The organism is Thermoproteota archaeon, from assembly GCA_003352285.1.
GTDB lineage: Archaea > Thermoproteota > Nitrososphaeria > Nitrososphaerales > Nitrosopumilaceae > PXYB01.
In genome coordinates this window covers 117621-139330 of record QQVN01000003.1, presented here as the reverse complement: position 1 = coordinate 139330, position 21710 = coordinate 117621, and the positions used below count along the sequence as shown (strand labels likewise).

The 21710-nt window shown below is 35.3% G+C and carries 25 protein-coding genes and 1 pseudogene; 17 read left to right on the top strand and 9 right to left on the bottom strand.

All coding sequences use genetic code 11. The features are described 5' to 3' along the window. Positions 1-77: 77 nt before the first annotated feature. The 3 genes and pseudogenes from DWQ18_02400 to DWQ18_02390 form a co-directional block, all read right to left on the bottom strand. Positions 78-725 (bottom strand): annotated as a pseudogene (locus DWQ18_02400) (trans-sialidase). A 143-nt stretch (positions 726-868) separates the two neighbouring features. Beyond that, positions 869-1060 carry a hypothetical protein gene (locus DWQ18_02395; protein ID RDJ33790.1) on the bottom strand — a complete coding sequence of 64 codons (192 nt, stop codon included), beginning with the start codon at positions 1058-1060 and terminating at the stop codon, positions 869-871. A gap of 71 nt (positions 1061-1131) precedes the next feature. Then, entirely contained in the window at positions 1132-1749 is a 618-nt protein-coding gene (locus DWQ18_02390; GenBank protein RDJ33789.1) for a trans-sialidase, read from the bottom strand. A gap of 95 nt (positions 1750-1844) precedes the next feature. Here DWQ18_02390 and DWQ18_02385 point away from each other — a divergent pair, with 95 nt between their 5' ends. Continuing rightward, positions 1845-2222: a hypothetical protein gene (locus tag DWQ18_02385; protein RDJ34317.1), complete on the top strand. Its 378-nt coding sequence runs from the start codon at positions 1845-1847 to the stop codon at positions 2220-2222. A 2-nt stretch (positions 2223-2224) separates the two neighbouring features. Here the strand turns inward: DWQ18_02385 and DWQ18_02380 are convergent, their stop codons facing one another. Continuing rightward, positions 2225-2455 (bottom strand): hypothetical protein, encoded by a 231-nt coding sequence (locus DWQ18_02380; GenBank protein ID RDJ33788.1) that lies wholly within the window; start codon positions 2453-2455, stop codon positions 2225-2227. A 115-nt stretch (positions 2456-2570) separates the two neighbouring features. Between DWQ18_02380 and DWQ18_02375 the strand changes: the two genes are divergently transcribed. After that, positions 2571-4013, top strand: coding sequence for a menaquinone biosynthesis decarboxylase (locus DWQ18_02375; protein RDJ33787.1), 1443 nt, complete (start codon positions 2571-2573; stop codon positions 4011-4013). Here the strand turns inward: DWQ18_02375 and mqnC are convergent. Further along, positions 4010-5128 carry a dehypoxanthine futalosine cyclase gene (gene mqnC / locus DWQ18_02370; GenBank protein RDJ33786.1) on the bottom strand — a complete coding sequence of 373 codons (1119 nt, stop codon included), beginning with the start codon at positions 5126-5128 and terminating at the stop codon, positions 4010-4012. The two genes, DWQ18_02375 and mqnC, sit on opposite strands and share 4 nt — an antisense overlap. A gap of 158 nt (positions 5129-5286) precedes the next feature. Here mqnC and DWQ18_02365 point away from each other — a divergent pair, with 158 nt between their 5' ends. The 6 genes from DWQ18_02365 to aroA all read left to right on the top strand — a co-directional run bounded on the left by DWQ18_02365 (position 5287) and on the right by aroA (position 10884). Continuing rightward, complete coding sequence (locus tag DWQ18_02365; GenBank protein RDJ33785.1) at positions 5287-6069, top strand: fructose-bisphosphate aldolase; 783 nt, start codon at positions 5287-5289, stop codon at positions 6067-6069. Then, positions 6062-7117, top strand: a complete 1056-nt coding sequence (locus tag DWQ18_02360) for a 3-dehydroquinate synthase (GenBank protein ID RDJ33784.1) — start codon at positions 6062-6064, stop codon at positions 7115-7117. The genes DWQ18_02365 and DWQ18_02360 overlap by 8 nt, the downstream gene beginning before the upstream one ends. Before the next feature lie 3 nt (positions 7118-7120). Further along, the gene (aroD, locus tag DWQ18_02355; protein ID RDJ33783.1) at positions 7121-7786 is read left to right on the top strand and encodes a type I 3-dehydroquinate dehydratase; all 666 of its coding nucleotides are present in this window, start codon (positions 7121-7123) and stop codon (positions 7784-7786) included. Positions 7787-7959: 173 nt separating this feature from the next. Beyond that, positions 7960-8778 carry a shikimate dehydrogenase gene (gene aroE / locus DWQ18_02350; protein ID RDJ33782.1) on the top strand — a complete coding sequence of 273 codons (819 nt, stop codon included), beginning with the start codon at positions 7960-7962 and terminating at the stop codon, positions 8776-8778. After that, the gene (locus DWQ18_02345; protein ID RDJ33781.1) at positions 8778-9632 is read left to right on the top strand and encodes a shikimate kinase; all 855 of its coding nucleotides are present in this window, start codon (positions 8778-8780) and stop codon (positions 9630-9632) included. Before aroE ends, DWQ18_02345 begins: the two co-directional genes overlap by 1 nt. Further along, the gene (aroA, locus tag DWQ18_02340; protein RDJ33780.1) at positions 9622-10884 is read left to right on the top strand and encodes a 3-phosphoshikimate 1-carboxyvinyltransferase; all 1263 of its coding nucleotides are present in this window, start codon (positions 9622-9624) and stop codon (positions 10882-10884) included. Before DWQ18_02345 ends, aroA begins: the two co-directional genes overlap by 11 nt. A gap of 7 nt (positions 10885-10891) precedes the next feature. Here the strand turns inward: aroA and DWQ18_02335 are convergent, their stop codons facing one another. Beyond that, the gene (locus DWQ18_02335) at positions 10892-11269 is read right to left on the bottom strand and encodes a response regulator (GenBank protein ID RDJ33779.1); all 378 of its coding nucleotides are present in this window, start codon (positions 11267-11269) and stop codon (positions 10892-10894) included. Positions 11270-11301: 32 nt separating this feature from the next. Here DWQ18_02335 and DWQ18_02330 point away from each other — a divergent pair, with 32 nt between their 5' ends. Continuing rightward, on the top strand, positions 11302-11562 hold the full coding sequence (locus tag DWQ18_02330; GenBank protein ID RDJ33778.1) for a hypothetical protein: 261 nt from the start codon (positions 11302-11304) through the stop codon (positions 11560-11562). A 5-nt stretch (positions 11563-11567) separates the two neighbouring features. Here DWQ18_02330 and DWQ18_02325 read toward each other — a convergent pair whose 3' ends face one another. Next, positions 11568-13193, bottom strand: a complete 1626-nt coding sequence (locus tag DWQ18_02325) for a CBS domain-containing protein (protein RDJ33777.1) — start codon at positions 13191-13193, stop codon at positions 11568-11570. Between the two features lie 104 nt (positions 13194-13297). On the opposite strand from DWQ18_02325, the gene DWQ18_02320 reads away from it, so the two are divergent. The 4 genes from DWQ18_02320 to DWQ18_02305 are packed head-to-tail and all read left to right on the top strand — an operon-like array spanning position 13298 to position 17027. Beyond that, the gene (locus DWQ18_02320) at positions 13298-14392 is read left to right on the top strand and encodes a chorismate synthase (GenBank protein ID RDJ33776.1); all 1095 of its coding nucleotides are present in this window, start codon (positions 13298-13300) and stop codon (positions 14390-14392) included. A gap of 33 nt (positions 14393-14425) precedes the next feature. Further along, positions 14426-15766, top strand: a complete 1341-nt coding sequence (locus tag DWQ18_02315) for an aminotransferase class I/II-fold pyridoxal phosphate-dependent enzyme (protein RDJ33775.1) — start codon at positions 14426-14428, stop codon at positions 15764-15766. Further along, entirely contained in the window at positions 15763-16620 is an 858-nt protein-coding gene (locus DWQ18_02310) for a prephenate dehydrogenase/arogenate dehydrogenase family protein (GenBank protein RDJ33774.1), read from the top strand. The genes DWQ18_02315 and DWQ18_02310 overlap by 4 nt, the downstream gene beginning before the upstream one ends. A gap of 2 nt (positions 16621-16622) precedes the next feature. Continuing rightward, the gene (locus tag DWQ18_02305; protein ID RDJ33773.1) at positions 16623-17027 is read left to right on the top strand and encodes an NUDIX domain-containing protein; all 405 of its coding nucleotides are present in this window, start codon (positions 16623-16625) and stop codon (positions 17025-17027) included. On the opposite strand, the gene DWQ18_02300 is transcribed toward DWQ18_02305, so the two are convergent. Continuing rightward, the gene (locus DWQ18_02300; GenBank protein ID RDJ33772.1) at positions 17010-18338 is read right to left on the bottom strand and encodes a phosphomethylpyrimidine synthase ThiC; all 1329 of its coding nucleotides are present in this window, start codon (positions 18336-18338) and stop codon (positions 17010-17012) included. The two genes, DWQ18_02305 and DWQ18_02300, sit on opposite strands and share 18 nt — an antisense overlap. 193 nt (positions 18339-18531) lie before the next feature. Between DWQ18_02300 and DWQ18_02295 the strand changes: the two genes are divergently transcribed. The 4 genes from DWQ18_02295 to DWQ18_02280 all read left to right on the top strand — a co-directional run bounded on the left by DWQ18_02295 (position 18532) and on the right by DWQ18_02280 (position 21260). Continuing rightward, complete coding sequence (locus DWQ18_02295; protein RDJ34316.1) at positions 18532-18720, top strand: hypothetical protein; 189 nt, start codon at positions 18532-18534, stop codon at positions 18718-18720. A gap of 34 nt (positions 18721-18754) precedes the next feature. After that, positions 18755-20053 (top strand): bifunctional hydroxymethylpyrimidine kinase/phosphomethylpyrimidine kinase, encoded by a 1299-nt coding sequence (gene thiD, locus DWQ18_02290; protein ID RDJ33771.1) that lies wholly within the window; start codon positions 18755-18757, stop codon positions 20051-20053. 63 nt (positions 20054-20116) lie between these two features. After that, positions 20117-20818, top strand: coding sequence for a nucleotidyltransferase family protein (locus DWQ18_02285; GenBank protein ID RDJ33770.1), 702 nt, complete (start codon positions 20117-20119; stop codon positions 20816-20818). Positions 20819-20822: 4 nt separating this feature from the next. Continuing rightward, positions 20823-21260: a GNAT family N-acetyltransferase gene (locus tag DWQ18_02280; GenBank protein ID RDJ33769.1), complete on the top strand. Its 438-nt coding sequence runs from the start codon at positions 20823-20825 to the stop codon at positions 21258-21260. Here the strand turns inward: DWQ18_02280 and DWQ18_02275 are convergent. Continuing rightward, complete coding sequence (locus tag DWQ18_02275) at positions 21257-21694, bottom strand: hypothetical protein (protein RDJ33768.1); 438 nt, start codon at positions 21692-21694, stop codon at positions 21257-21259. The two genes, DWQ18_02280 and DWQ18_02275, sit on opposite strands and share 4 nt — an antisense overlap. Between the last annotated feature and the right edge of the window lie 16 nt (positions 21695-21710).

Below are 21710 nucleotides of genomic sequence, written 5' to 3'. Positions count from 1 at the left end.
AACTGTTCCTGTTTTGTCTTACCACTGCCACTAGATGATGATGTTTGTTGTTGTACCTGTGCTTGTGGTTGTCCCATTCCTTTTGGAAGGCTTCCACGAGTTGTACTTGGTTTTGGTGGAGGTGGAGGTGCTGTTTGTGTTTGTGTTTTTGCTTCAGGAACTCCTTCAACTTTCATTCCATAACCAGTGAATGTTTTTTCTGGAGGATGATAAGCCAATCTTGCTCTTGTTGCAAAGTATTGGTTTGATGGTTGTGTGTAACCAGGAACTTTGGATTTTTGCAGATTCCAGCTCTGAGTAGGTACTGTTCCGCGAGGTGCTGTTTTTCTAACAAAGTATCTGTTTGGTGCTGGAGTAAATCCAGGAACTTTTGTTTTGTAGTCGTGAGTATTAGTCATTCTAGCATTTTGATAAGCGTGTTCTAATGCTTGAGCAACATTACCTGGTGCACCTGCTTTCTCAGCTGGCTTTGGTGCCTCTGCTGGTTTTTGTCCCATTCCTTTTGGTAATGAACCTTTAGGAGATGATGCTGCAGGTTGTGGTTTTGGTGGTGGTGTTTGTGTCTGTGATGGTTTTGTTTCAGCTGGTTTTGGAGGTGGTGAAGTTTGTGCTGGTTTTGGAGTTGGAGGCGTTTGAAGTTGTGATGATAATTTAGTTAGTTTTGCTTCTAATTCAGCAATCTTTGATTCGAGGTCTTTTTTTGTCGTTGCCTTTTTTGCTGCCATGTGATGTTCTACATATAGCACTGTTTATTTACATTTTGATCAAAGTGAGATCGAAGAAGAATTTTTTCGATATTGTTTCTGAAATGTTAGAAAATATTTGCAAAAAAAATCACAATTTTACTAAATTTTATCTTCTAAAAGAGCTAATCAGGCTCCCAAAAATGCATCAGGTACATGCAGTTATTGCAACGCCATATTTTCACGTGAATTCCATTTGTGGTATCTGCAACATATTTTCCCTCATCAAGGGCCTCAACCCTTGGCAAATAATGCAATTCAGGATTCTCTAGCCACTCATTTAGTCCACAGTTGGGACAGGCAATCTTTGGAGGCACACAAAAAATTTGTCATTATGATTCATGAAGTTTTCTGTCTTGGATAAAAATAGAAAATAAAGTGGTTTTGATTAGAAACCTTTTGGTAAGCTGCCGCGTGCTGCACTCTTTTTTGGAGGTGCTGCTTGCACTTTGGCCTCAGCTGCTACACCATCTACCCTCATACCAAATCCCTCAAATTTCTTTGTAGGTGGATGATATGCCAATCTTGCTCTTGTTGCAAAGTATTGGTTTGATGGTTGTGTGTAACCAGGAACTTTGGATTTTTGCATATTCCAGCTCTGAGTTTGTACAGTTCCTCTTGGAGCATGTAATCTGCCAAAGTATCTGTTTGGTGCTGGAGCATAACCAGGAACCTTTGTTTTGTAGTCGTGGGTGTTAGTCATAGGATAGTTTTGATAAACAGTTTCCAAAACGGCAGCTACATTGGATGAACTTGCTTTCTCAGCTGGCTTTGGGGCCTCTGCTGGTTTTTGTCCCATTCCTTTTGGTAATGAACCTCTAGGAGATGATGCTGCAGGTTGTGGTTTTGGTGGTGCTTGTGTCTGTGCTGGTTTTGTTTCAGCTGGTTTTGGTTGTGTTTGAGTTGTCTGTGTTTGGACTTGACTAGAAAGTTTTGCTAATTTTGCTTCTAATTCAGCAATCTTTGATTCTAGATCTTTCTTTGTCGTTGCCTTTTTTGCTACCATATTGTGGCAAGTTTGAGCGGGGTTTATTTAGATTTGGTTTAATATCAAGTGAGAATCTGCCAAATTTTATAAACACAGACAGACTAAGGATGGTCATGGATGATTTTGAAAAAGAGTATCCGGGATTTGATTGGAAGAATACTCCAGCATACAAACATCCAGGTGGCAAAGATTGTCCTTGTCCAAAACATGAATACATCAGAGAGCAGATCAACTTTACAAAACAAGTAAACGAAAAAACCAAAGATCCTGCAAAAGTCACTCTAAAGTTCTGTCCAGATCATTATATCGTTTACATGAAAGAAGTAATTCCTGCAATGCCACTCAAGTACAAGCTATTAACAAAAATTGCATTAAAGATTGGTGCAATCCAAGTAGAGCAGCTTACTCACATGCAATCCGACCTGTGCTTTTATTGTAAATTTGGTTCTGGCGGGCATGACAAAAAGAGTGAGTTACCACCAATCCAATAATTCTAAAAAGGTTCAATCAAAATTTTTGGCTTATTTGGAGTATCATGGTGACATCGCTTTCCACATAAGGGGCACTTTTTTCTGTCTAGAAAAATGCATTGACAGATATGAGAATCAAGATAGGCTTCGGCTGTCTTTGTGAATTCACCAGTACCATTACAAAAGGGACATTCAGAGCCAAGCAATTCAATAATCCCATTACCTTTACAAACTGCACATTTTTTTTCTGCCATTAACCAAAATCTCCTAACATTTTATGAAGAGACGTGTGTAAAAATATTTGCAAAGTAAGTTTTTGTCTGAATTTTTCCAGTTAAGCTTATACTCCATTCCTAAATCATTACAAGTGTGCCAATCGAGGACGTTTCAGAATTTATTGAAAAGTTAGAAAAAGCTGGAGAGCTAAAAAGAGTAAAGACAGAAGTTGATGCAGATTTAGAGATTGCTGAAATTCTTCGTAGAGTTATGTATTCAGAGGGCCCTGCAGTGTTATTTGAGAATGTAAAAAATTATGATATGCCAGTTTTAGGAAATGCATTTGGTTCAATGAAGAGATTAGAGATTGGATTAGAGACAAACGACTTTACAGAAATAGGACAAAGAATTGTAGATCTTACAAAGATGGATATTCCATCAGGTCTTTTCAATAAAATAAAAAAACTTCCAGAGTTATCCAAGATGAGTGACTCGTTCCCACAATTAGAAAAAAGTGGTCCTGTAACTGAAGTAATTGATGAATCACCTTCATTTGATAAGATTCCAATTTTAAAAACATGGATTAAAGATGCAGGAAAATTCATCACGCTTGGATTAATTGCAACAAAACATCCTGAAACGGGTATTAGAAATCTTGGAGTATACAGAATGCAAATTGTAGATAGCACTCATGCACTAATGCACTGGCAAAAACACAAACGCGGTGCACAACACCATGAGATTTCTAAAGAGAAGGGAAGTAAAATCGAAGCTGCAATAATTATTGGTGGTGAGCCTGCAACAGTTTTTTCAGCAGTAGCACCAGTACCAGAAGGATTAGACAAGTATCTCTTTGCAGGAATTGCACGAAAGAAAGGAATCAAGATGGTAAAATGCAAAACAATTGATTTGGAAGTTCCTGCTAATGCAGAGATGGTTCTGGAAGGATATGTTGATTCAGCAGACATAAGAGATGAAGGGCCATTTGGGGATCATACAGGATACTATACTCCTCAGGAGCCATATCCAACATTTACATTAACAGGAATTATGAGAAGGAAAAAACCAATTTACCTTACCACAATTGTAGGAAAACCCATTCTTGAAGACGCATATATTGGAAAAGTGATTGAGCGTTCATTTTTGCCATTGATTCGAATGTTTCAACCAGAAGTAGTTGATTTTGCAATGCCAGCTGCAGGATGGTTTCAAGGATTTGCAATTGTTTCAATAAAAAAGAGATATCCAGGTCAAGCAAAGAAAGTGATGATGGGACTATGGGGACTTGGCCAATTGGCATTGACAAAAATTTTTGTTGTTGTGGATGATGATGTAAATGTTCATGACATTAATGATGTCATATGGGCCATCACAACAAGAGCTGATGCAGCTAGGGATACCGTAATTATCAATAACACTCCAACGGATACATTAGATCCTGCATCACCATTAGTCAATCTAGGTTCAAAACTAGGAATTGATGCAACCCAAAAGACCAAAGAAGAAGGATATCAAAGAGAAATTCAAGAGCAAGTTAAGGTAGACGAGAAAACAAAAGACCTAGTTGATGCAAAATGGTCTCAGTATGGACTCTAGTGCATACGCACAGGATTGTAAAAGTTATCCCGTTCCTCTACACTATATCCAATTTGTCTGATAGAATCAATTATTCGTTTGTCAGTTAGCTCAGTTGAGCGAGCTCCAGTACAAGAGACAACTTCCTCACCAATCAGAGTGCCTCCAAAGTCATCAGCACCATACTGTAAAGCAAGCTGAGCCATACCAATTCCATTTGTTAACCAAGATGATTGAATATGTGGAATCAATCCATCAAGCATTAATCGAGAGATGGCAATCATCTTCAATAGTTGAGTTCCACCTGCACCAAAGTTAACAAGACTTTCTTTTTGCATCAATGTGTTATTTGGCTCAAAGCTCCATGGAATAAATGCCATAAAGCCCTTGGTTTTTTCTTGTAGAGAAACAATTTTTGAGAAATGTTCTGCAATATCTCTATTGGATTCTACATGACCATACATCATGGTAGCAGAACCGGGAATGCCTAATGAATGAGCTTCATGCATAATTCTTATCCATTCATCACTCGAAATCTTTTTTGGGCTAATTACATCTTTTACGGTATCAACAAGAATTTCAGCGCCAGCACCAGGAATGGATTGTAGTCCAGATTCTTTTAATCGAGATAAAATTTCTTTTGTGGATGACTTTTCTACTCTAGATATCATATCGATTTCAGAAGTAGATAATCCATGCACGCCAACTTGTGGAAATTTTTTTCGAATCATTTGAAATGCTTCTTCATAATATTCTAATGAAAGATTTGGGTTATGTCCGCCTTGAATCAAGACTTGACGAATCTTAAACATCTCCCATGAAGTCTTTACTCGGGCTTCGATCTCTTCTAAAGAAAGAGTGTATGAATCCTTTGCGCCCGGAGAGCGATAGAATGCACAAAATTTACAATCAGTAACACATACGTTGGTATAATTTAGAATAATATTATTTACAAATGAAGCCTTTTTCCCAAACTGTTTTTGTGTAAGATATCCTGCAACTAAGCCCATTAGCTGAACGTCTTCGGACTCTAGCAAACGAAGGCATTCTTCTTTGCTTGGACGTTGACCACTAAGAGAATGATCAAGTATATCTCCAATATCACTTGAATGAATTTGTTCAGTAAGCTGGCTCAATTACCTTGAAACAATCCTCTTTGCTTGGTATTTAATCCTTGAGAGAAAATTTCAATTCAAAGTCTATGTTCAAAATACATGAAAGTGACACATCAGAGGCATATGAATAAAAATCATTCACGTTATTTTTAAGTAGGGCACAAAGAGGAGATCATCGCATGGTATCAGGTCATCAAATTAGACTAAATAGAATTTTAAGAAAAGGAAAGATGCTTTGCATTCCAATGGATCATGGTATTTCAAATGGACCTATTGAAGGTCTAGAAGATCCTCACTCAGTCATTTATGACTGCGAAGGTCATGGACTTACAAGCGTAATTATCAACAAAGGAATTCTCAAAACATTACCCAAACCAACCAAGATTGGTCTTTTGGTTCACTTTTCAAGTAGTACTTCTCTTTCATTATCACCAAATAGAAAAATGCTTACAGGAACAGTGGAAGAAGCAATACGACTTGGTGCAGATGGAGTTTCACTTCACATTAACGTTGGTGGAGCTGAAGAACCAGAGATGTTAGAGCAGCTTGGAATGACTGCTGAAGAATGCCACAAATGGAATATGCCATTATTAGCTATGATGTATCCTAGAGGAGAAAATGTAAAGAATCCACATGATCCAGAAATTGTTGCTCATGTAGCACGAATTGGTGCAGAATGTGGAGCAGACATTGTAAAAACAGTTTACACTGGAGACGTTGATTCGTTTGCAAAGATTGTAAAGAGTACTCCAGTTCCAATTGTTATAGCAGGAGGTCCAAAAGCAAAAACTGATTTAGATATTTTACAAATGACAGAGGATGCAATGAAGGCAGGTGCAAAAGGCGTAACTTATGGTAGAAATATTTTTGCACACAAGCATCCACAAAAAATGGTTGGAGCATTATCAGAGATAATATTTAAAAAATCATCAGCAAAGGAAGCAGCGAAACGACTTGAGTAAATCTAGAGAGCTTATCATTTCTCCAAAAGTTTCAAAAGCGCAACTGGGAAAATTCTTAAAACAATTATCCGATGAAGGAATCAAAACAGTGTATGCAGATCCAAAAAGTGTTGGAAAAACAAAGTTATCTACAGTACACACTAGTAACGCTGCAAATTATGTTGTCCTAGAAAAAGAAAATTCATCTAAACCAAAAGGTAAAAAAATTGGAAGACGATTCAAAGTATTATCCAATCAAGACATTGAAAAAATTTTAGAGTCAGCAAAAAAAGGCCTAGATTTTGTAATTGTTGAAGTCAAAGATTGGAAAATAATTCCCTTGGAGAACATTATTGCCAAACTACACAAAATACACACAAAAATTTTTGCTATCGCCAGAACTCCAGAAGAGGTTAGAAAGATGTTTTCTATTTTAGAAGTAGGTGTCGACGGAGTAATATTCAATACATCATCAATTAATGAGGTCCGAGAGGCATCTGTGTATCTTGGTTCTAGAAGTTTTGAATTAAAGCCAGCAAAAATTATTGAGATTAAAGAAGTCGGGGATGGTGAACGAGTATGCGTAGATACTGCTTCAATTCTTCACAAAGGTGAAGGAATGTTAATTGGAAGTAGGTCTAATTTCCTATTTTTGGTTCATAATGAATCGGTTGGTTCTTCTTTTACATCTCCAAGGCCATTTAGAGTAAATGCGGGTGCAGTTCATTGTTATACATTATCACCTGATGGAACTACAAGGTATCTCTCAGAAGTAGAAACTGGTTCTGAGGTGTTAGTACTTGATTCAAAAGGAAGAGCAAGAAGAGCAACTGTTGGGCGTTCAAAAATTGAACGAAGGCCAATGTTAATGATAAAAGCGCAGGTAAACGGAGAAATTGGCGGCATAATAGCACAGGATGCTGAAACAATTCGTTTTGTAAAACCAAATGGACATCTTGTGTCTGTAACACATCTAAAGAAAGGAGATATGGTCCTCACACATTCAAAGCAAGCTACTGGAAGACATTTCGGGATGGAAGTATCAGACGAATACATTCTTGAAAAATAGATTATGAAACACAAAACCTGTGTATCGATTGCAGAAAAAACTCCCAAACGTATGAATCAGCTTATCAAAAAAGCACTTAAAAGATCGGATTATGTTGAAATCCGTTTTGATTTTTTAAAACCTGAACATGTTCCACAAGCATTAGAGCTATCAAAAAAATATCTCAAATTTTCAGTGTGTACATTACGACCAAAGGTAGAGGGAGGAAAATTTTCAGGAAAAGAATCAGAAAGAATATCGATTATAAAATTAATTTCAGAGTACAAACCGTTTCTTTTAGACATAGAATACAACACTTTAAGAAAAAATAGATCACTTCTAAATTATGTTAGAAAAACAAAAACCCCAATTTTAGTTTCTTGGCATGATTTTAAAAAAACCCCCAACATGAATGATTTACAGAAAAAAATGAATCAAATGAAAAAAATATCAAATAACGTAAAGATTGTAACAACCGCAAAGACAGTCAAGGATGCATCAAAAGTTTTATCGCTTTACAGTATTTCATCAAAAATTAACTTAATTGCATTCTCTATGGGAGATTTGGGGAGAATTTCCAGAGTTTTGTGTTTATACTTGGGAAGTCCATATACGTATGTCTCACTTGGAAAAGCAGTAGCGCCAGGACAATTCAGTCTGGATGAGATTAAGTCAATTATAGATACCTAGAAATCTTAAATATCAATTTTGCAATATTTGGCATGCATAAGAAGCATCCATCAATTAATTCAGTTATTTCTAAGGTCCTATATGAAATAGTAAAGGGGACAGGATTGGATCCTAATGTATACAAATAATCCTCAGACTTGACAGTTTAAATCAATCAATTATTGAAAAAATTCATGGTAAAAACTTATGCAGTGATTGGAGATCCGATAGACCACTCCCTTTCGCCAAATATTCACAATGCAGCATTCAAAGAACTGAATATGGATTGCACATACATTGCATACAGAATTCCTAAAGGCGAACTATTAGAAGGGCTTGAATCCTTAAAAAAAATAAATATTTCTGGATTCAATGTCACGATTCCACATAAAGTTGAAGTCATGAAGTATATTGACAAGGTGGATGAAGACTGTAGTTTGATTGGTGCTGCAAATACAATTTCAAATGAGAATAATGTCTTGAAAGGTTACAATACAGACATGGAGGGATTTTTAGATCCATTACATCGAAGAGACCTCAAAATGAACGATTTTCAAGTTCTCCTTTTGGGGGCAGGAGGGGCAGCAAGAGCTATCACTGCAGGATTAGTAAAAGAGGATGTGAAATCAATTATGATTGCAAATAGAACAAGAGATAATGCAAATTCCTTGGCACAATTTGCAAATAAAATTGGAATGAGTACAGAAGTGTCACTTCTAAATGAGATTGGAGATGTTACAAATTATGACTTGATTATTAATGCAACATCTATCGGATTAAAAAATGAACCCAGTCCGATACCTACAAAAAGTATCAGAAAAAATTCCATAGTTTATGACATAGTATACAATCCAATGAATACAGATTTGATAAAAGGAGCAAAAGAGAAAGGAGCTACCATAATTTACGGATACGAGATGCTACTTGGTCAAGCAATTCGTGCATTTGAGATTTGGCATAAAACAAAAGCACCTTATGAGGTAATGAAAAAAGCTGTTCTAGGAGTTTTCTGATGAGTAAATCAAAGGCCACAATACATGGGGCAGTTTCACTAGTAAACGCAATTGCCACAGGTAAAGGAGCAACGTTAGGAATTTCATTAAAGGTAGAAGCAATTGTAGAAGAGTCATCAGGTACAGGAATTACAATTGAATCGGATAATCAAAGTCTCAGTTCTAGATTGATAAATAGAACAATAGAGAAAGTAGTACCAAAGAAAAAGCTAGAAAAAACAAAGTTAAGCCTCATGCTAGATTCTGAAATTCCAACAGGGTATGGCCTTAAGAGCTCAAGTGCAATATCATCAGCAGTTGCTTTGGCATGCGCAAAGCTCTTCCAACCAAAAATTGTTGATTCTGAAATACTTCTTGCGGGAATTGATGCATCTATAGAAACCAAAGTGAGTATCACAGGCGCATATGATGATGCAACAGCGTGTTATTTTGGAGGTTTTCAAGTGACTGATAACTACAAAAGGAAAACAATACTTTCAGAAAAAGCACCAACAAATCTTATTGCAGTAATTTTCATCCCAAAATCACGAAAAAGAGGAAATGTGAAGAAACTAAAAACACTCGATGCAGTATTTGATAAAGCTTGGAATCTTGCAAAAAATAAGGATTATTGGAATGCAATGATACTAAACGGGTTAGCTACATCAGCAATTCTAGATTCAGATCCAAAAATTATCACCGATCTAGTTGAAGAAGGAGCTCTTGGTGCATCAGTATCAGGAAACGGTCCATCCATTGCAGCAATAGTAAAAATAGACAGTCTAACAAAAATTAAGAAGGTTTTTTCATCAATGGAAGGAAGAATTATCACATCTGAGGTAAACAACAAAAAGGCAGAAGTTCATGAACTGTAAAGTAGAAAAATCTAAAATTTCAGGAATTATTTCCTGCCCTACAAACAAGAGTTATTCTCATAGAGCAATTTTCCTAGCAACACTATCACAGGGAAAGAGCACATTACACAATGTATTAGATTCAGCAGATGTAAAATCTACAATTCATGCATGTAAGGGATTTGGGGCAGACATATCCATTAGTAACGAATCAATCACAATAAATTCTAAAGGAAAGATAAATCCAACAGAAATTGATGCTGCCAATTCTGGAACCACAATTAGAATTGCAGCTGCAATTTCATCATTATCTGAGGGCAAAACAACTCTTACAGGGGACAGTAGCCTCAAAAAAAGACCTATGCAGCCACTACTAGATGCGTTAGAATCATTGGGTGCAAAATGTACATCAACAGAAGGTAAACCTCCTGTTTCAGTGCATGGAAAAATTTCTGGAGGAGAAGTCACTATTGCAGGAAATATTTCAAGTCAGTTTATTTCTGCATTAATGATTACAGGACCACTTACGAAAGAGGGCATTGAGTTAAAGATTGAAGGAGAATTAGTTTCAAAACCATACCTTGATGCTACAATTGCAATAATGAAAAAATTTGGGGTAAGAGTACACACATTAATTCCTTACAAAAATTATCAAATCACACCACAAATTTATCATCCAACTGAAATTACAGTTCCATCAGATTTTTCCAGTCTAGCATTATTGTTGTCTTCAGCAGTTTTAGTTGGTGAGGATGTAAAGATCAAAGTGGAGATGGGGGATCTCCCACAAGGAGATGAAGCATTTATCGATATTTTAGAAGCACTAGGAGTCAGAGTGATAATTGATGAAGAAACAATCTCAATAAGTAATGTAGAGAAACTCTCAGGTGGGAAATTTGATCTTAGTAATACACCAGACCTTCTTCCACCATTATCCATTTTAGCATTAAAATCACAAAAACCAATAGAGATAGTAAATGTTGGTCATGCAAGGTTCAAAGAAACAGACAGAATAGCAATAATCTCTAGAGAATTAAAAAAAATTGGAATAAAAGTAATTGAAAAAAGTGATGGAATGATTTTAGAACCCTCAGACCAACTAAAAGGTGCTGCATTAAATGCTGAAAATGATCATAGATTGTTTATGGCATTTTGTATTGTTGGAATGTATGTTGGAAATTGCACAATAACAGACCCAGAATCTATAGATGTCTCATTTCCAAGTTTCATAAAAGAAATGAAAAATTGTGGCGCAGTTATAACTGTTGGATAAAATTCAATCACACTGAAGCTGTAGGAAGAACATTCTTTTCTGACAAATAATCAAGTAGTTGCTTTCCGGTAAATGGTTTTTCAATAAAACCAAACAAACCTCTTTTTTCTGCTTCATAGAATCTTTCCTTTTTTTGAAAACCAGTCATAAGAATAACTTTGGCTTCAGGATCTGCATCTTTTATTTGGAAAAATGTATCATATCCGTCCATTCCTTCCATAACTATATCCATAATTACAAGGTCAGGTCTGGCATTTTGATATTCAATACAAGCTTGAGAACCGTTTTGAGCAGTTCTCACATTAAAACCTCCAATTTTTAAAAAGCTGCCAATGCATTCTAGAAGATCTTCGTTATCATCTACTAATAATACGCTAGGACTCATACAATATTATTTTGATTTTGCTTAAAAAGAACATGTTTGTTTTAAGAAACAAAACAGATGCACATTATCCACAATGTGAAGAAATCATGTTGAAAAAAATTCAGGTTACCTTTACCCTTAGTCCTAAGGTTTTAGATGACATGAAAGATCTTCAAACATTCTTGATGATGAAATCGGGAAAAACATGGAGTTTTTCACAAATCTCTGAATTAGTTTTAGAGGAAGGCATTAAAAATTATCGAAAGCAAGACGAATCAAAAGCAAAATTAGAAGAAAAAATCCTCAAGGCCTAGATTGTTCAAGATTTAGCAGATGAATTTTGGGGTTTTGTTTCTGCCAGTAAATTCAATAATGTTTTTGATGAGACAATGCCAACTATTTTTCCAGAAAAACCAGGTTCTATTACAGGAATCATTTCAAAGTGATGAGAATTCATTTTCTGAATTACTGAGTAAATATAGTCTTGTGGAATAACTGTGTGAAATTTCTTTTCCATGATATCTGAAATTAAAGCAACATCTCTACTTTTTTTATGGACATTGTTTAGTTCCTTTTTTGAAACGATGCCAATTAATCTACCATCATCATCAATGACCATAGTTTCTTCTTTGGGATCAATATCAGAATTAAGAAAGTTCTTTACGATAACATTGGGTTTGGTTTTTTGGAAATCTATTGACATTGCATCCTGAGCTCGTTTATCAGAAACTGTTCTTCTAAAGAAGATTGGAAGCATTCCAATTTCTACACTACCAACTTTGACTTGAACAATTTTCTTTAATTTTCTTTGTAATTCAACGCTTGAGATTATCATTGTAATCAACGTACCAAGAACTAGTAAAGAGAATAAACTGTCATCTAGCATATTGACTTGGAGTAAGGACAACATAAGAGCCAAGTCAACTGCACCCTTAGACATTACACCGTAAGCAACTGTTGTTGCAGGACGCATCTTGGCGATTTTGACTGCAATGTACGATCCAATGAATTTTACACCCACGATTATACCAATAAAGGCAGCAATTATCCAAAGATCTATTTCAACAAATTTTGTAGTAAAATGTAATCCTATACCAGCAAAAAACATGGGAATAAAAATTCCATAACCTACTGCATTTACATTTTTTGATATTTCAAGATATTCTTCTCTGTTCATTCTAGATACTGCAATTCCTAACAATAGTGCACCAATGGCTCCATGTATTCCACTTATTTCGGCAAAGTATGCAACCAGTAAGATTACTCCAATTACCAAACCAAAGTAAACTTGTTGTGCACGTAAATGACTATGGATGACTCGAAATACTTTTGGTAATGCAAACACAGCTAGCAATCCAGCTACAGCAAAGAAAATTCCCATCTTTGCAAACAACCACAAAAATTCAGATATGTTTGGGGTATCACTGGTGTTGATCTGAATCAAAACACTGGTAAGAATAATTGCAATAAACTCAATGATTGCAGTTACTGTAAAGATTTCCAAGCCGATTGTTGAACGCAGTTTCCCAAGATCAGTTAGTACTTTGGCAGTAACACCCAGACTAGAAGCACCAATTACACTACCTATAGCAAAAGCCTGAATGAAGCTCATATCAAGACTAAGTCCAAAAAACGAGGCTACAAAAAATGGAATGAAAAATCCAGCAAGAGAACCTGCAAAGATTCTACCTCTCATTACCCGAACTAATCCGGGAAGATCAATTTCTTCAAGACCAATAAGGAAGAACAAAAAGAAAACACCAATTGAGATGAATAACTCAATAGCATCTATCGGTTGAACCAAAAAGAATAACGCAGGCCCAACTATGATACCAGCCAGAACATTTCCTATAATTCTGGGTTGATTTATTCTGTACAATAATTCTCCTAATAATTTTGCGGAGATTAGCAAGACTGCAATGTATAGAACTGCCTCAAACACCATTGAAATTTCAAAGTTTAATCCAGTTATGTACCTTCTATTATTCCCTACACATAACGGGTATTTTCAAGTAGGAATTATAAGCATCAAAAATTATCAAATAATTATTGTCTGGTAGCTCAATTGGAAAGAGGTTAGTTCTAACAAGTTTTGGTGAAAGTCATGGTAAATGTATTGGTGCAGTTTTAGACGGATGTCCAGCAGGTTTGGAGCTAGAAGAAAAGGACATTCAGAAAATGTTAGATTACAGACGGCCAGGACAATCAATAATCACTACACAAAGAAAAGAAGGAGATCAAGTGGAAATTATTTCAGGAGTTTTCAGAGGATACACTACAGGTGCACCAATTACAATGATAATTTGGAATAAAGATCAGAATTCAAAAGATTATGAAAATCTAGTTACAAAATTACGTCCAGGTCATTCGGATTATCCAGCTATGATCAAATACAAAAAGTTCAATGATCATCGAGGAGGAGGAAGATTTTCTGGAAGATTGACTGCAACGCATGTGATGGGCGGAGCAATTGCACGAAAGCTTCTAAAAGTTTCACTCGGAGTTGAAACAAATTCTTTTACAGTGCAAATTGGGAAGATAAAAACCGATAAAGAAATCACATCAAAGATGTTACGTTCGATTTATTCAAATGATGTCAGATGTCCTGATGAAAAGATTGCTAAAAAAATGAAGAATTCAATTTTGGAAGCAAGAAAGAAAGGAGATTCATTAGGAGGAATAATAGAATCAATTACCACTAACCTTCCAGTTGGAATCGGAGAACCAATCTTTAGCTCATTAGAATCAGAAATCAGCAAGGCAGTGTTTTCAATTCCATCAGTAAAGGGTGTTGAATTTGGTTCAGGATTTGAAGGAGCAACCAGTTTTGGTTCAAAAAATAATGATCTTTACACTATCAAAAGAGGTAAAATAGTTACAAAAACTAACAACTCTGGAGGAATTTTAGGAGGATTGTCAAATGGAATGCCAATTGTTCTAAGAATTGCTTTCAAACCAGCATCATCAATTTCCATGAAACAATCTACAGTAGATATCAAATCAAAGAAACCTGCTACATTGCAAGTTAAGGGAAGACATGATCCATGTGTTGTACCACGGGCGCCACCAGTTGTGGATTCTTTAGTTGCATTAACCATTGCAGATCATGCGTTACAAGGCGGTTTCATCAAACCAATTCTATAGAGCATGGCAGACATCGACAACCTTCGTAATCAAATGGAAGAGATTACTCTAGAAATGATTAGACTTCTAAAGAAGAGAACCGAAATTGCAAAAGAAATTGGCCAAGTCAAGAAAAGCTTAGGAATTAGCGTCACAGACGAGAGTAGAGAAGGAGATCTAAGGAAAAAAGTACTTTCACTATCTAAAGAATTACAATTAGATGAAAAATTAGCATCAAAGTATCTGAATTTCTTATTAAATGAATCAGTAAGAGTGCAGTCAACTGACAAACAAACGCATCTATCGATATTTCTAAAAGCAAAAGAGATGGAAGAAAAAGGAGAAAAAATTATCCATATGGAAGTTGGTGAACCAGATTTTATGCCACCAAAAATTGTTAAAAATGCATTAGACGAAGTGTACGACAAGGGATTTGTAAAATATGGACAGGCACAAGGAATGCCAGAGTTTAGAAAAGAGATTGCTCAGAAAAATTCCAGAGAATTCAACCAATCTATAACTTTAGATAATGTTTTAGTCAGTCCAGGTGCACGATTTTCTATTTTTCTTGCAATCAGTACATTACTGAATCCAGGAGATGAGTTAATTGTGTTGGAACCTGCATGGCCAGCATACAAAGATTGTGCCCTAAATGCTGGGGTAAAGGTTAGAACTATCAAAACAACGTTAGAAAACAATTGGGAGCCATCAATCAAACAGATTGAAGACGCAATAAATTCAAACACAAAAATGATTGTGCTAAATTATCCAAACAACCCAACTGGAAAAATTCTTCCAACCAAGATTCAGGATCAAATTATTCAAATTGCAAAGAAAAATAATTTGTATGTTCTTAGCGATGAAATTTACTCAGAATATTCATTCAAAGAATGGAAAAGTGTTTTAGAGTATAACTATGAAAAAAGTATCGTAACCCAATCATTCTCAAAATCTCATGCTATGACAGGTTTTCGAATAGGATATACAATTGCTAGTAAAGGAATCATTGAGCAAATGTCACGACTTCAGGCTTTATCCCTTACAAATGTCTCAGAGCCCATGCAGTATGTAGCCTTACGCTCACTCAACGAGGATACCAGTGAGAACTCAAGAATTATCAAATCGCGTATTATGGCTTTGAGTAAAAAATCCAAAGAATTAGGGTTAGAGTTTGTAGAGCCAGATGGTGCGATGTATGTATTTGCCAGGGTAAAAAAAGATGGTTTTGATGGAATTAAATTTGCCAATGAATTACTAGAATTAGGTCTAGCAGTAGCTCCAGGACAAGGTTTTGGAGATTATAAGGACTTCATTAGACTTTCTGCTTGTAGAGACGAAAAGACACTAATGGAAGGCATGGATATACTCGATCATAGACTAAGAGGAAAAATATGAAAAAAAAGATTACAATAATTGGTGCGGGAGGTCAAATGGGGCAATGGTTCTCAAAATATTTTCTCTCACAAGACTTTGAAGTAACAGGTCATGATTCTGAAAATAAGATTCCTGGCAAGGCCATAATAAAATCAGATTCACTTGTTGGAGCAGTTTTAAGTGCAGACTATGTAATGCTATGTACACCCACAAGAAGAACACCAGAAATCATTCGCCTCATAGCCAAAGAGATGAAAAGAGGAACATATCTAATTGAAATATCATCACAAAAAGCAAAGACTATTTCTGCTTTGTTAAAGATACCAGCTAAAATTAACCCAATTTGCATACATCCAATGTTTGGACCAGGAGCAAAAAAAATTACTAATCAAAACATCATTTCAGTTCCTGTTAAAGATGCAAAGAAAGAGCTCGAAGTTGCTAAATCACTGTTCAAAGGAGCAAATTTCGTAACAATTGATGCAAACGAACATGATAAAAAAATTGCAGTCATTTTAGGATTAACACACCTTGTGAATTTAGTTTTTGCAAATATCATATCAAAAGATGATAAGATAAATTTGACAGAAAAGATGTCAGGAACTACATTTAAGGCCCAGAAAATTCTTGCAGAAAGTATTCTTACAGAATCACCGGAACTAATTGAGACAATCATTTCTAATCCAGAGATAAGGAAATTTGCAGAGGAGTTTTGGAAGGACATCGGCAGATTACTTACTGCAGTTCAAGAAGCAAAATCCGAAGAAGTAATCAATTATGTTAAAGCGTGTCAAGAGCGTTTATCTGAAAACGTTAATCTAGAAAATTCCTACAAGAAATTGACTTCCATGGTTAATGTAATTGATAAAAAATAGTCATGCGCTCAACGAAAATTGTAACATCTTTTTTAAAAAATTCAGACAAAATTCTCATCCTTCGAAGAAGTGAAAAAGTAAAAACAATGAAGGGGTTGTGGGCAGGAATAAGTGGAATCATAGAAAAAGATGAAGTTCCTTTAGAGAGAGCAAAGATTGAGATCTTTGAGGAGCTTGGAATTAAAGAAGATCAAATCAAATTATTAAAATCAATTGATGAAATAAGAATTGAATCTCCACAATATGAGAATCATGAATGGGAAATTTTTCCATTTCTTTTTGAAGTAAATGATCCTGAAATAAAACTAAACTGGGAAAATTCAGAATACAAGTGGATTAACCCCAATGAAATTTCCAATTACAAAACAGTTCCAAGTCTAGAACAGGTTCTATTCAACTTGTTGTAACTTTTCATTTGGTTTTTCATATTTTCTTTGTTGTGGTAACATAACATACACACATGCACCACCACACATTGTACATGGAACATTATTTCCTGGATGCTGTCCGGTACGACTATGAATCTTGGCAGCTTCTTCAGGGTCTATAGACAGAGCAAGCTGTGTTTCCCAATCAAGAGTACGACGAGCTTCAGTCATTTTCATATCCCATTTGATAGCTTTTTCTCTAATCTTTACTAAATCGGCTGCGTGTGCAGCAATTCTATATGCAATCAGTCCAGCCTTTACATCATCACTGTTTGGTAAAGCAAGATGCTCTGATGGAGTCAGATAACATAAAAGATCAACTCCTTCAGCAGCAGAGATTGCAGCTCCTATGGCGCTAGCAATGTGATCATGGCCTGATGCAACATCAGTAACAAGAGGTCCCAAAACATAGTAAGGGACATCACCAATAAGCGATTTTGCTAACCTCACATTTGCAGCAACTTCATTTAGTGGAACATGTCCTGGACCCTCCACCATCACTTGAACATCTTTTTCATGCGCCTGTTTTGTTAAACGAGCAACGTTAATCATTTCTTGAACTTGTAATTCATCGTGGGAGTCTAAAATTGAGCCGGGTCGTAAAGCGTCTCCGAGGCTAAATGTAACATCATATTTTCTTGCAATTTCAATCAAATAATCATAATGAGCAAAATATGGATTTTCTTTATCATATTTTAGCATCCATGCTGCAGTAATAGTTCCACCTTTGCTGACTACACCACCATGTCTTTGTACTTTTAGAATTCGTTTAGCAATATCTTTGGTTATTCCAGCATGAATTGTGGTATAATCAACACCATCTTTTGCATTGTTTTCAAATGCATTTAGAAAATCATCTTCAGTGAGATTTAATGGGTTCTTGTGAACTTCAACTCCGTGATTGTATGCCTCATAGATTGGAACAGTTCCAAAAGTAATTGGGGACACTTCCATGATTGCACGCCTTATAGAGCCTACATCGCCTCCATCACTAAGATCCATCATAGTGTCAGCATGATACTTTACAGCAACTTTTGCCTTTTCAATCTCCTCATCGAGATTTACATTAAGTGTAGAAGTTCCAATGTTGACATTGACTTTAGTCTTTAGACCTTTTCCAATTCCTACATTATGGATCTTTTGAGGCCTTACATTGTTACTAGGAATTATTATCGAACCCTTTGCAATTTGTTTGACTAGCCAATCAAGGGAGACATCTTCATCTTTTGCAACCAGCTTCATTTCATCAGTTGCAACACCTCGCCTTGCAGAGCTCATTTGGGTACCCATAATCAAATACTACACTATTGCCGAATTTAAACAGTAGTTAATTTCCTTAAAGGAGGTTAGGAAATTAGGAATAATTGTGATAGTGGATCGCTGTATAGGAATCTGATATTCAAAATTGAATCAATATTGAAAAATTTTTCTGCTAAACAATAGAAAATTGTTAATTCAAATGGTAGCATTAAGTATCATAGTCATGGACTCTCCCAAGATTATTGATTCGATTGTTTGGAATGACTCAGAAAAGAAATGGATTACTGAGAAGATAACAATTCAAGAATATCATGGATTTACAGAATGCAGGAGGTGTCAAAAACCACTATCCCATAATGTCAAGACTCAAGGCAAATTCAAAGTAGTATACGTAAGATGTGGCTGCGGATGATTCAAGATAAATAGAAAATCAACGAAAAGGCAGTATGAATATTCTAACAATTGGAGGCTCAGACCCATCTTCAGGAGCAGGAATACAGAGTGATATCAAAACATTTTCAGATTTGGGCTGTCATGGATTCACAGTTATTACTGCAATAACCAGCCAAAATTCTTCTAAATATAAAAAAACTGAGCCAGTTTCAGCAAAAATGGTCTCATCACAAATCGATGCAATAGTTTCTGATTTTAAGGTCGACGCCATCAAAATTGGAATGGTATTCAATTCAGAAATCATTAAAATTTTGAATAAAAAACTAAAAGATTTTGATGTCCCAAAAATTCTTGATCCTGTAATAAAATCAACTACAGGAGGAGTATTGTTGGAAAAAAACGCATTAAATGATTTGAAAAAATTTCTGTTACCAATTTGTGATGTAATAACACCCAACAAAAACGAAGCAGAGATCCTCACAAAAATTAAAATCAATTCTAGAAAGGATCTACTAGATTGCTCAAAAGAATTTCAAAAACTTGGGATTAGCAAAGTGATTATCACTGGAATGGAATTTGAAAAAGAAAGAATAAGCGATATAGTCTTTGAGGATTCTAAGTCATATCAGGTTAAGAGTAAAAAAATCAACAGTATAAATCACGGAAGTGGATGCACTTATTCTTCTGCATTAACTGTGGCATTATCAAAAGGAAATAATTTAAAAAATTCAGTAAAATTTGCAAAGAAATATTCGTTAAATTCAATCAAAAATGCCACAAACATTGGAAAGGGTATTACACTAACAAAAAGCAAAGAGGATCCACTCAAGAAAAAATTGCAAAATGAAATAACTAATTTTATTTCAATGAAAGATTCATACAAATTGATTCCAGAATGTCAAACAAATTTTGTTTTTTCAAAACGAAAACCAAAAAATACCAAGGATGTTTTAGGAGTTCAAGGAAGATTGGTAAAAGCAGGAAATACTGTTTTGATTGCAGGTAATCTAGAGTACAATGGTTCAAAACATGTGGCAACTGCACTTGTAACCATTTCAAAGAAATTTCCAGATATTTGCTCTGCAATAAATCTAAAATTTGACCAAGATTCACTAAGAAAGCTTACAAAGAAAGGACTGGAGATAGTAAGTTACGAAAGAAAAAAAGAGCCTTCCAAAAGCAAAAAGAAAGAAGGCTCCTCAATTTCTTGGGGAGTTGAAAATGCCATAAAAAAATCAAAAATCATGCCTGATGTCATATATCATAAAGGAGATTTTGGAAAAGAGGCCATGATTTTGATTTTCGGAACAAATCCAAATGATGTCATGAAAAAAGTACGTAAAATATTCTAAAGATAATAAATTATTCTTAAAAATATACTTCAACATAAATACTCATTATTTCAAATCAAATCCGTGAAGACAGTAATTTTAGCCGGTGGATTAGGCACAAGACTTCAACCGTATACAACTTTTCTTCCAAAACCAATGCTTCCTTTAGGAGAAAAACCATTGCTTGAACACCTCATTGATTGGAATAGAAAAAACGGAATAAAATCAATTGTTCTTTGTGTTAGTTACTTAAGAAAAACTATTGAAGATTATTTTGAAGATGGGAAGAGATTTGGAGTAGACATAGAATACGCTATAGCAAATAGACCTCTTGCAACTGCAGGTCAACTGAAAACTGCCCAGAAGTTTATTGACGATACTTTTGTTTGTATGTATGGGGATTCAATTTACGATTTTCCATTAAGGAGCATGGTATCACAGCACAAACGAAAAAAATCATTCATCACCATGAGTTTGTTTGAATACAAAACAAAGCTTCCTTATGGAGTTATTGAAACTACGTCTAATGGAAAAGTTACTGCATGGAATGAAAAACCAGAGATAAGTGCCAACATAAACATAGGATGTTACGTAATGGAACCTCAAACTTTTGACTTTATCCCAGAGAACAAGCCGTATGGAATGGATGATGTAGTTAAAAAGGCCATGTCAAAGAAGAAATTAGTTAGCAGTTACATTACCAAAAAAGGATTTATGGATATTGGAGACAAGGCATCATATAGAAAAGCATACCAACAATTTCTAGAAAAACTCGGTAAGATCTAGACAAATGTCAGAATTAACGATAAGACAAATTCAAAGGGATGACCTATTCAATGGTTTTTTAGAATCATTAGACTCACTCCGAAAAACTAGTGATATAGATAAGAAAAAAGCAGACGAGGTTTTTGAAAAAATTACCTCAAACCCTAATCATCACATCTTTGTGGCAGTACTGAATAACAGAATAGTAGGCTCTACCACCTTGTTAATTGAACCTAAATTCATTCACAATGGAGGCCTAGTGGGACATATTGAGGATGTAGTAGTATCAAAAAAGAACCAAGGTGAGGGAATTGGAGAAAAATTAATCAAATATTCTCTCAACTTTGCAAAAAATGCAGGGTGCTATAAGACAATTCTTGATTGCAAAGATGACGTAAAAGGCTTTTATGAAAAATTAGGTTTTTTTAAAAATTCAAATGAAATGAGAGTAAACCACATCTAGACGTATTGTTTTTTTGGTTTTCTTTCACGTGTTTTGAATAGTAAAGCACCTACTACCATTACAGGTACTGATACTACCATAAAGAGAATTGGAGTTATAGTTACAGCATCGACAAGATACTTGGAATCAATATCAGACAATTGTGTGAATGCAAATGCCATACCGACTAGTAATACTGCACCACCTGCTACAATCATCATTCCAATGCTTTTAGAGCCATATCGTTTTGACATTATGAAAGAAACGCCTGCCATAATCATTGCCGGTGCAACCCCAATAGAAATAAACTGAAGCATTTTTGGTTCAGGTTCAAGAGATTCTGCAATATCGAGTGTAGGATATGAGATCATAAAATTATAGAAAATTATTACTTCGCCAACAAACATTATGAATAATCCGAGACTAGCACCTGCAATGTATTTTTCAACAGACATGAGATAATTTGTGATT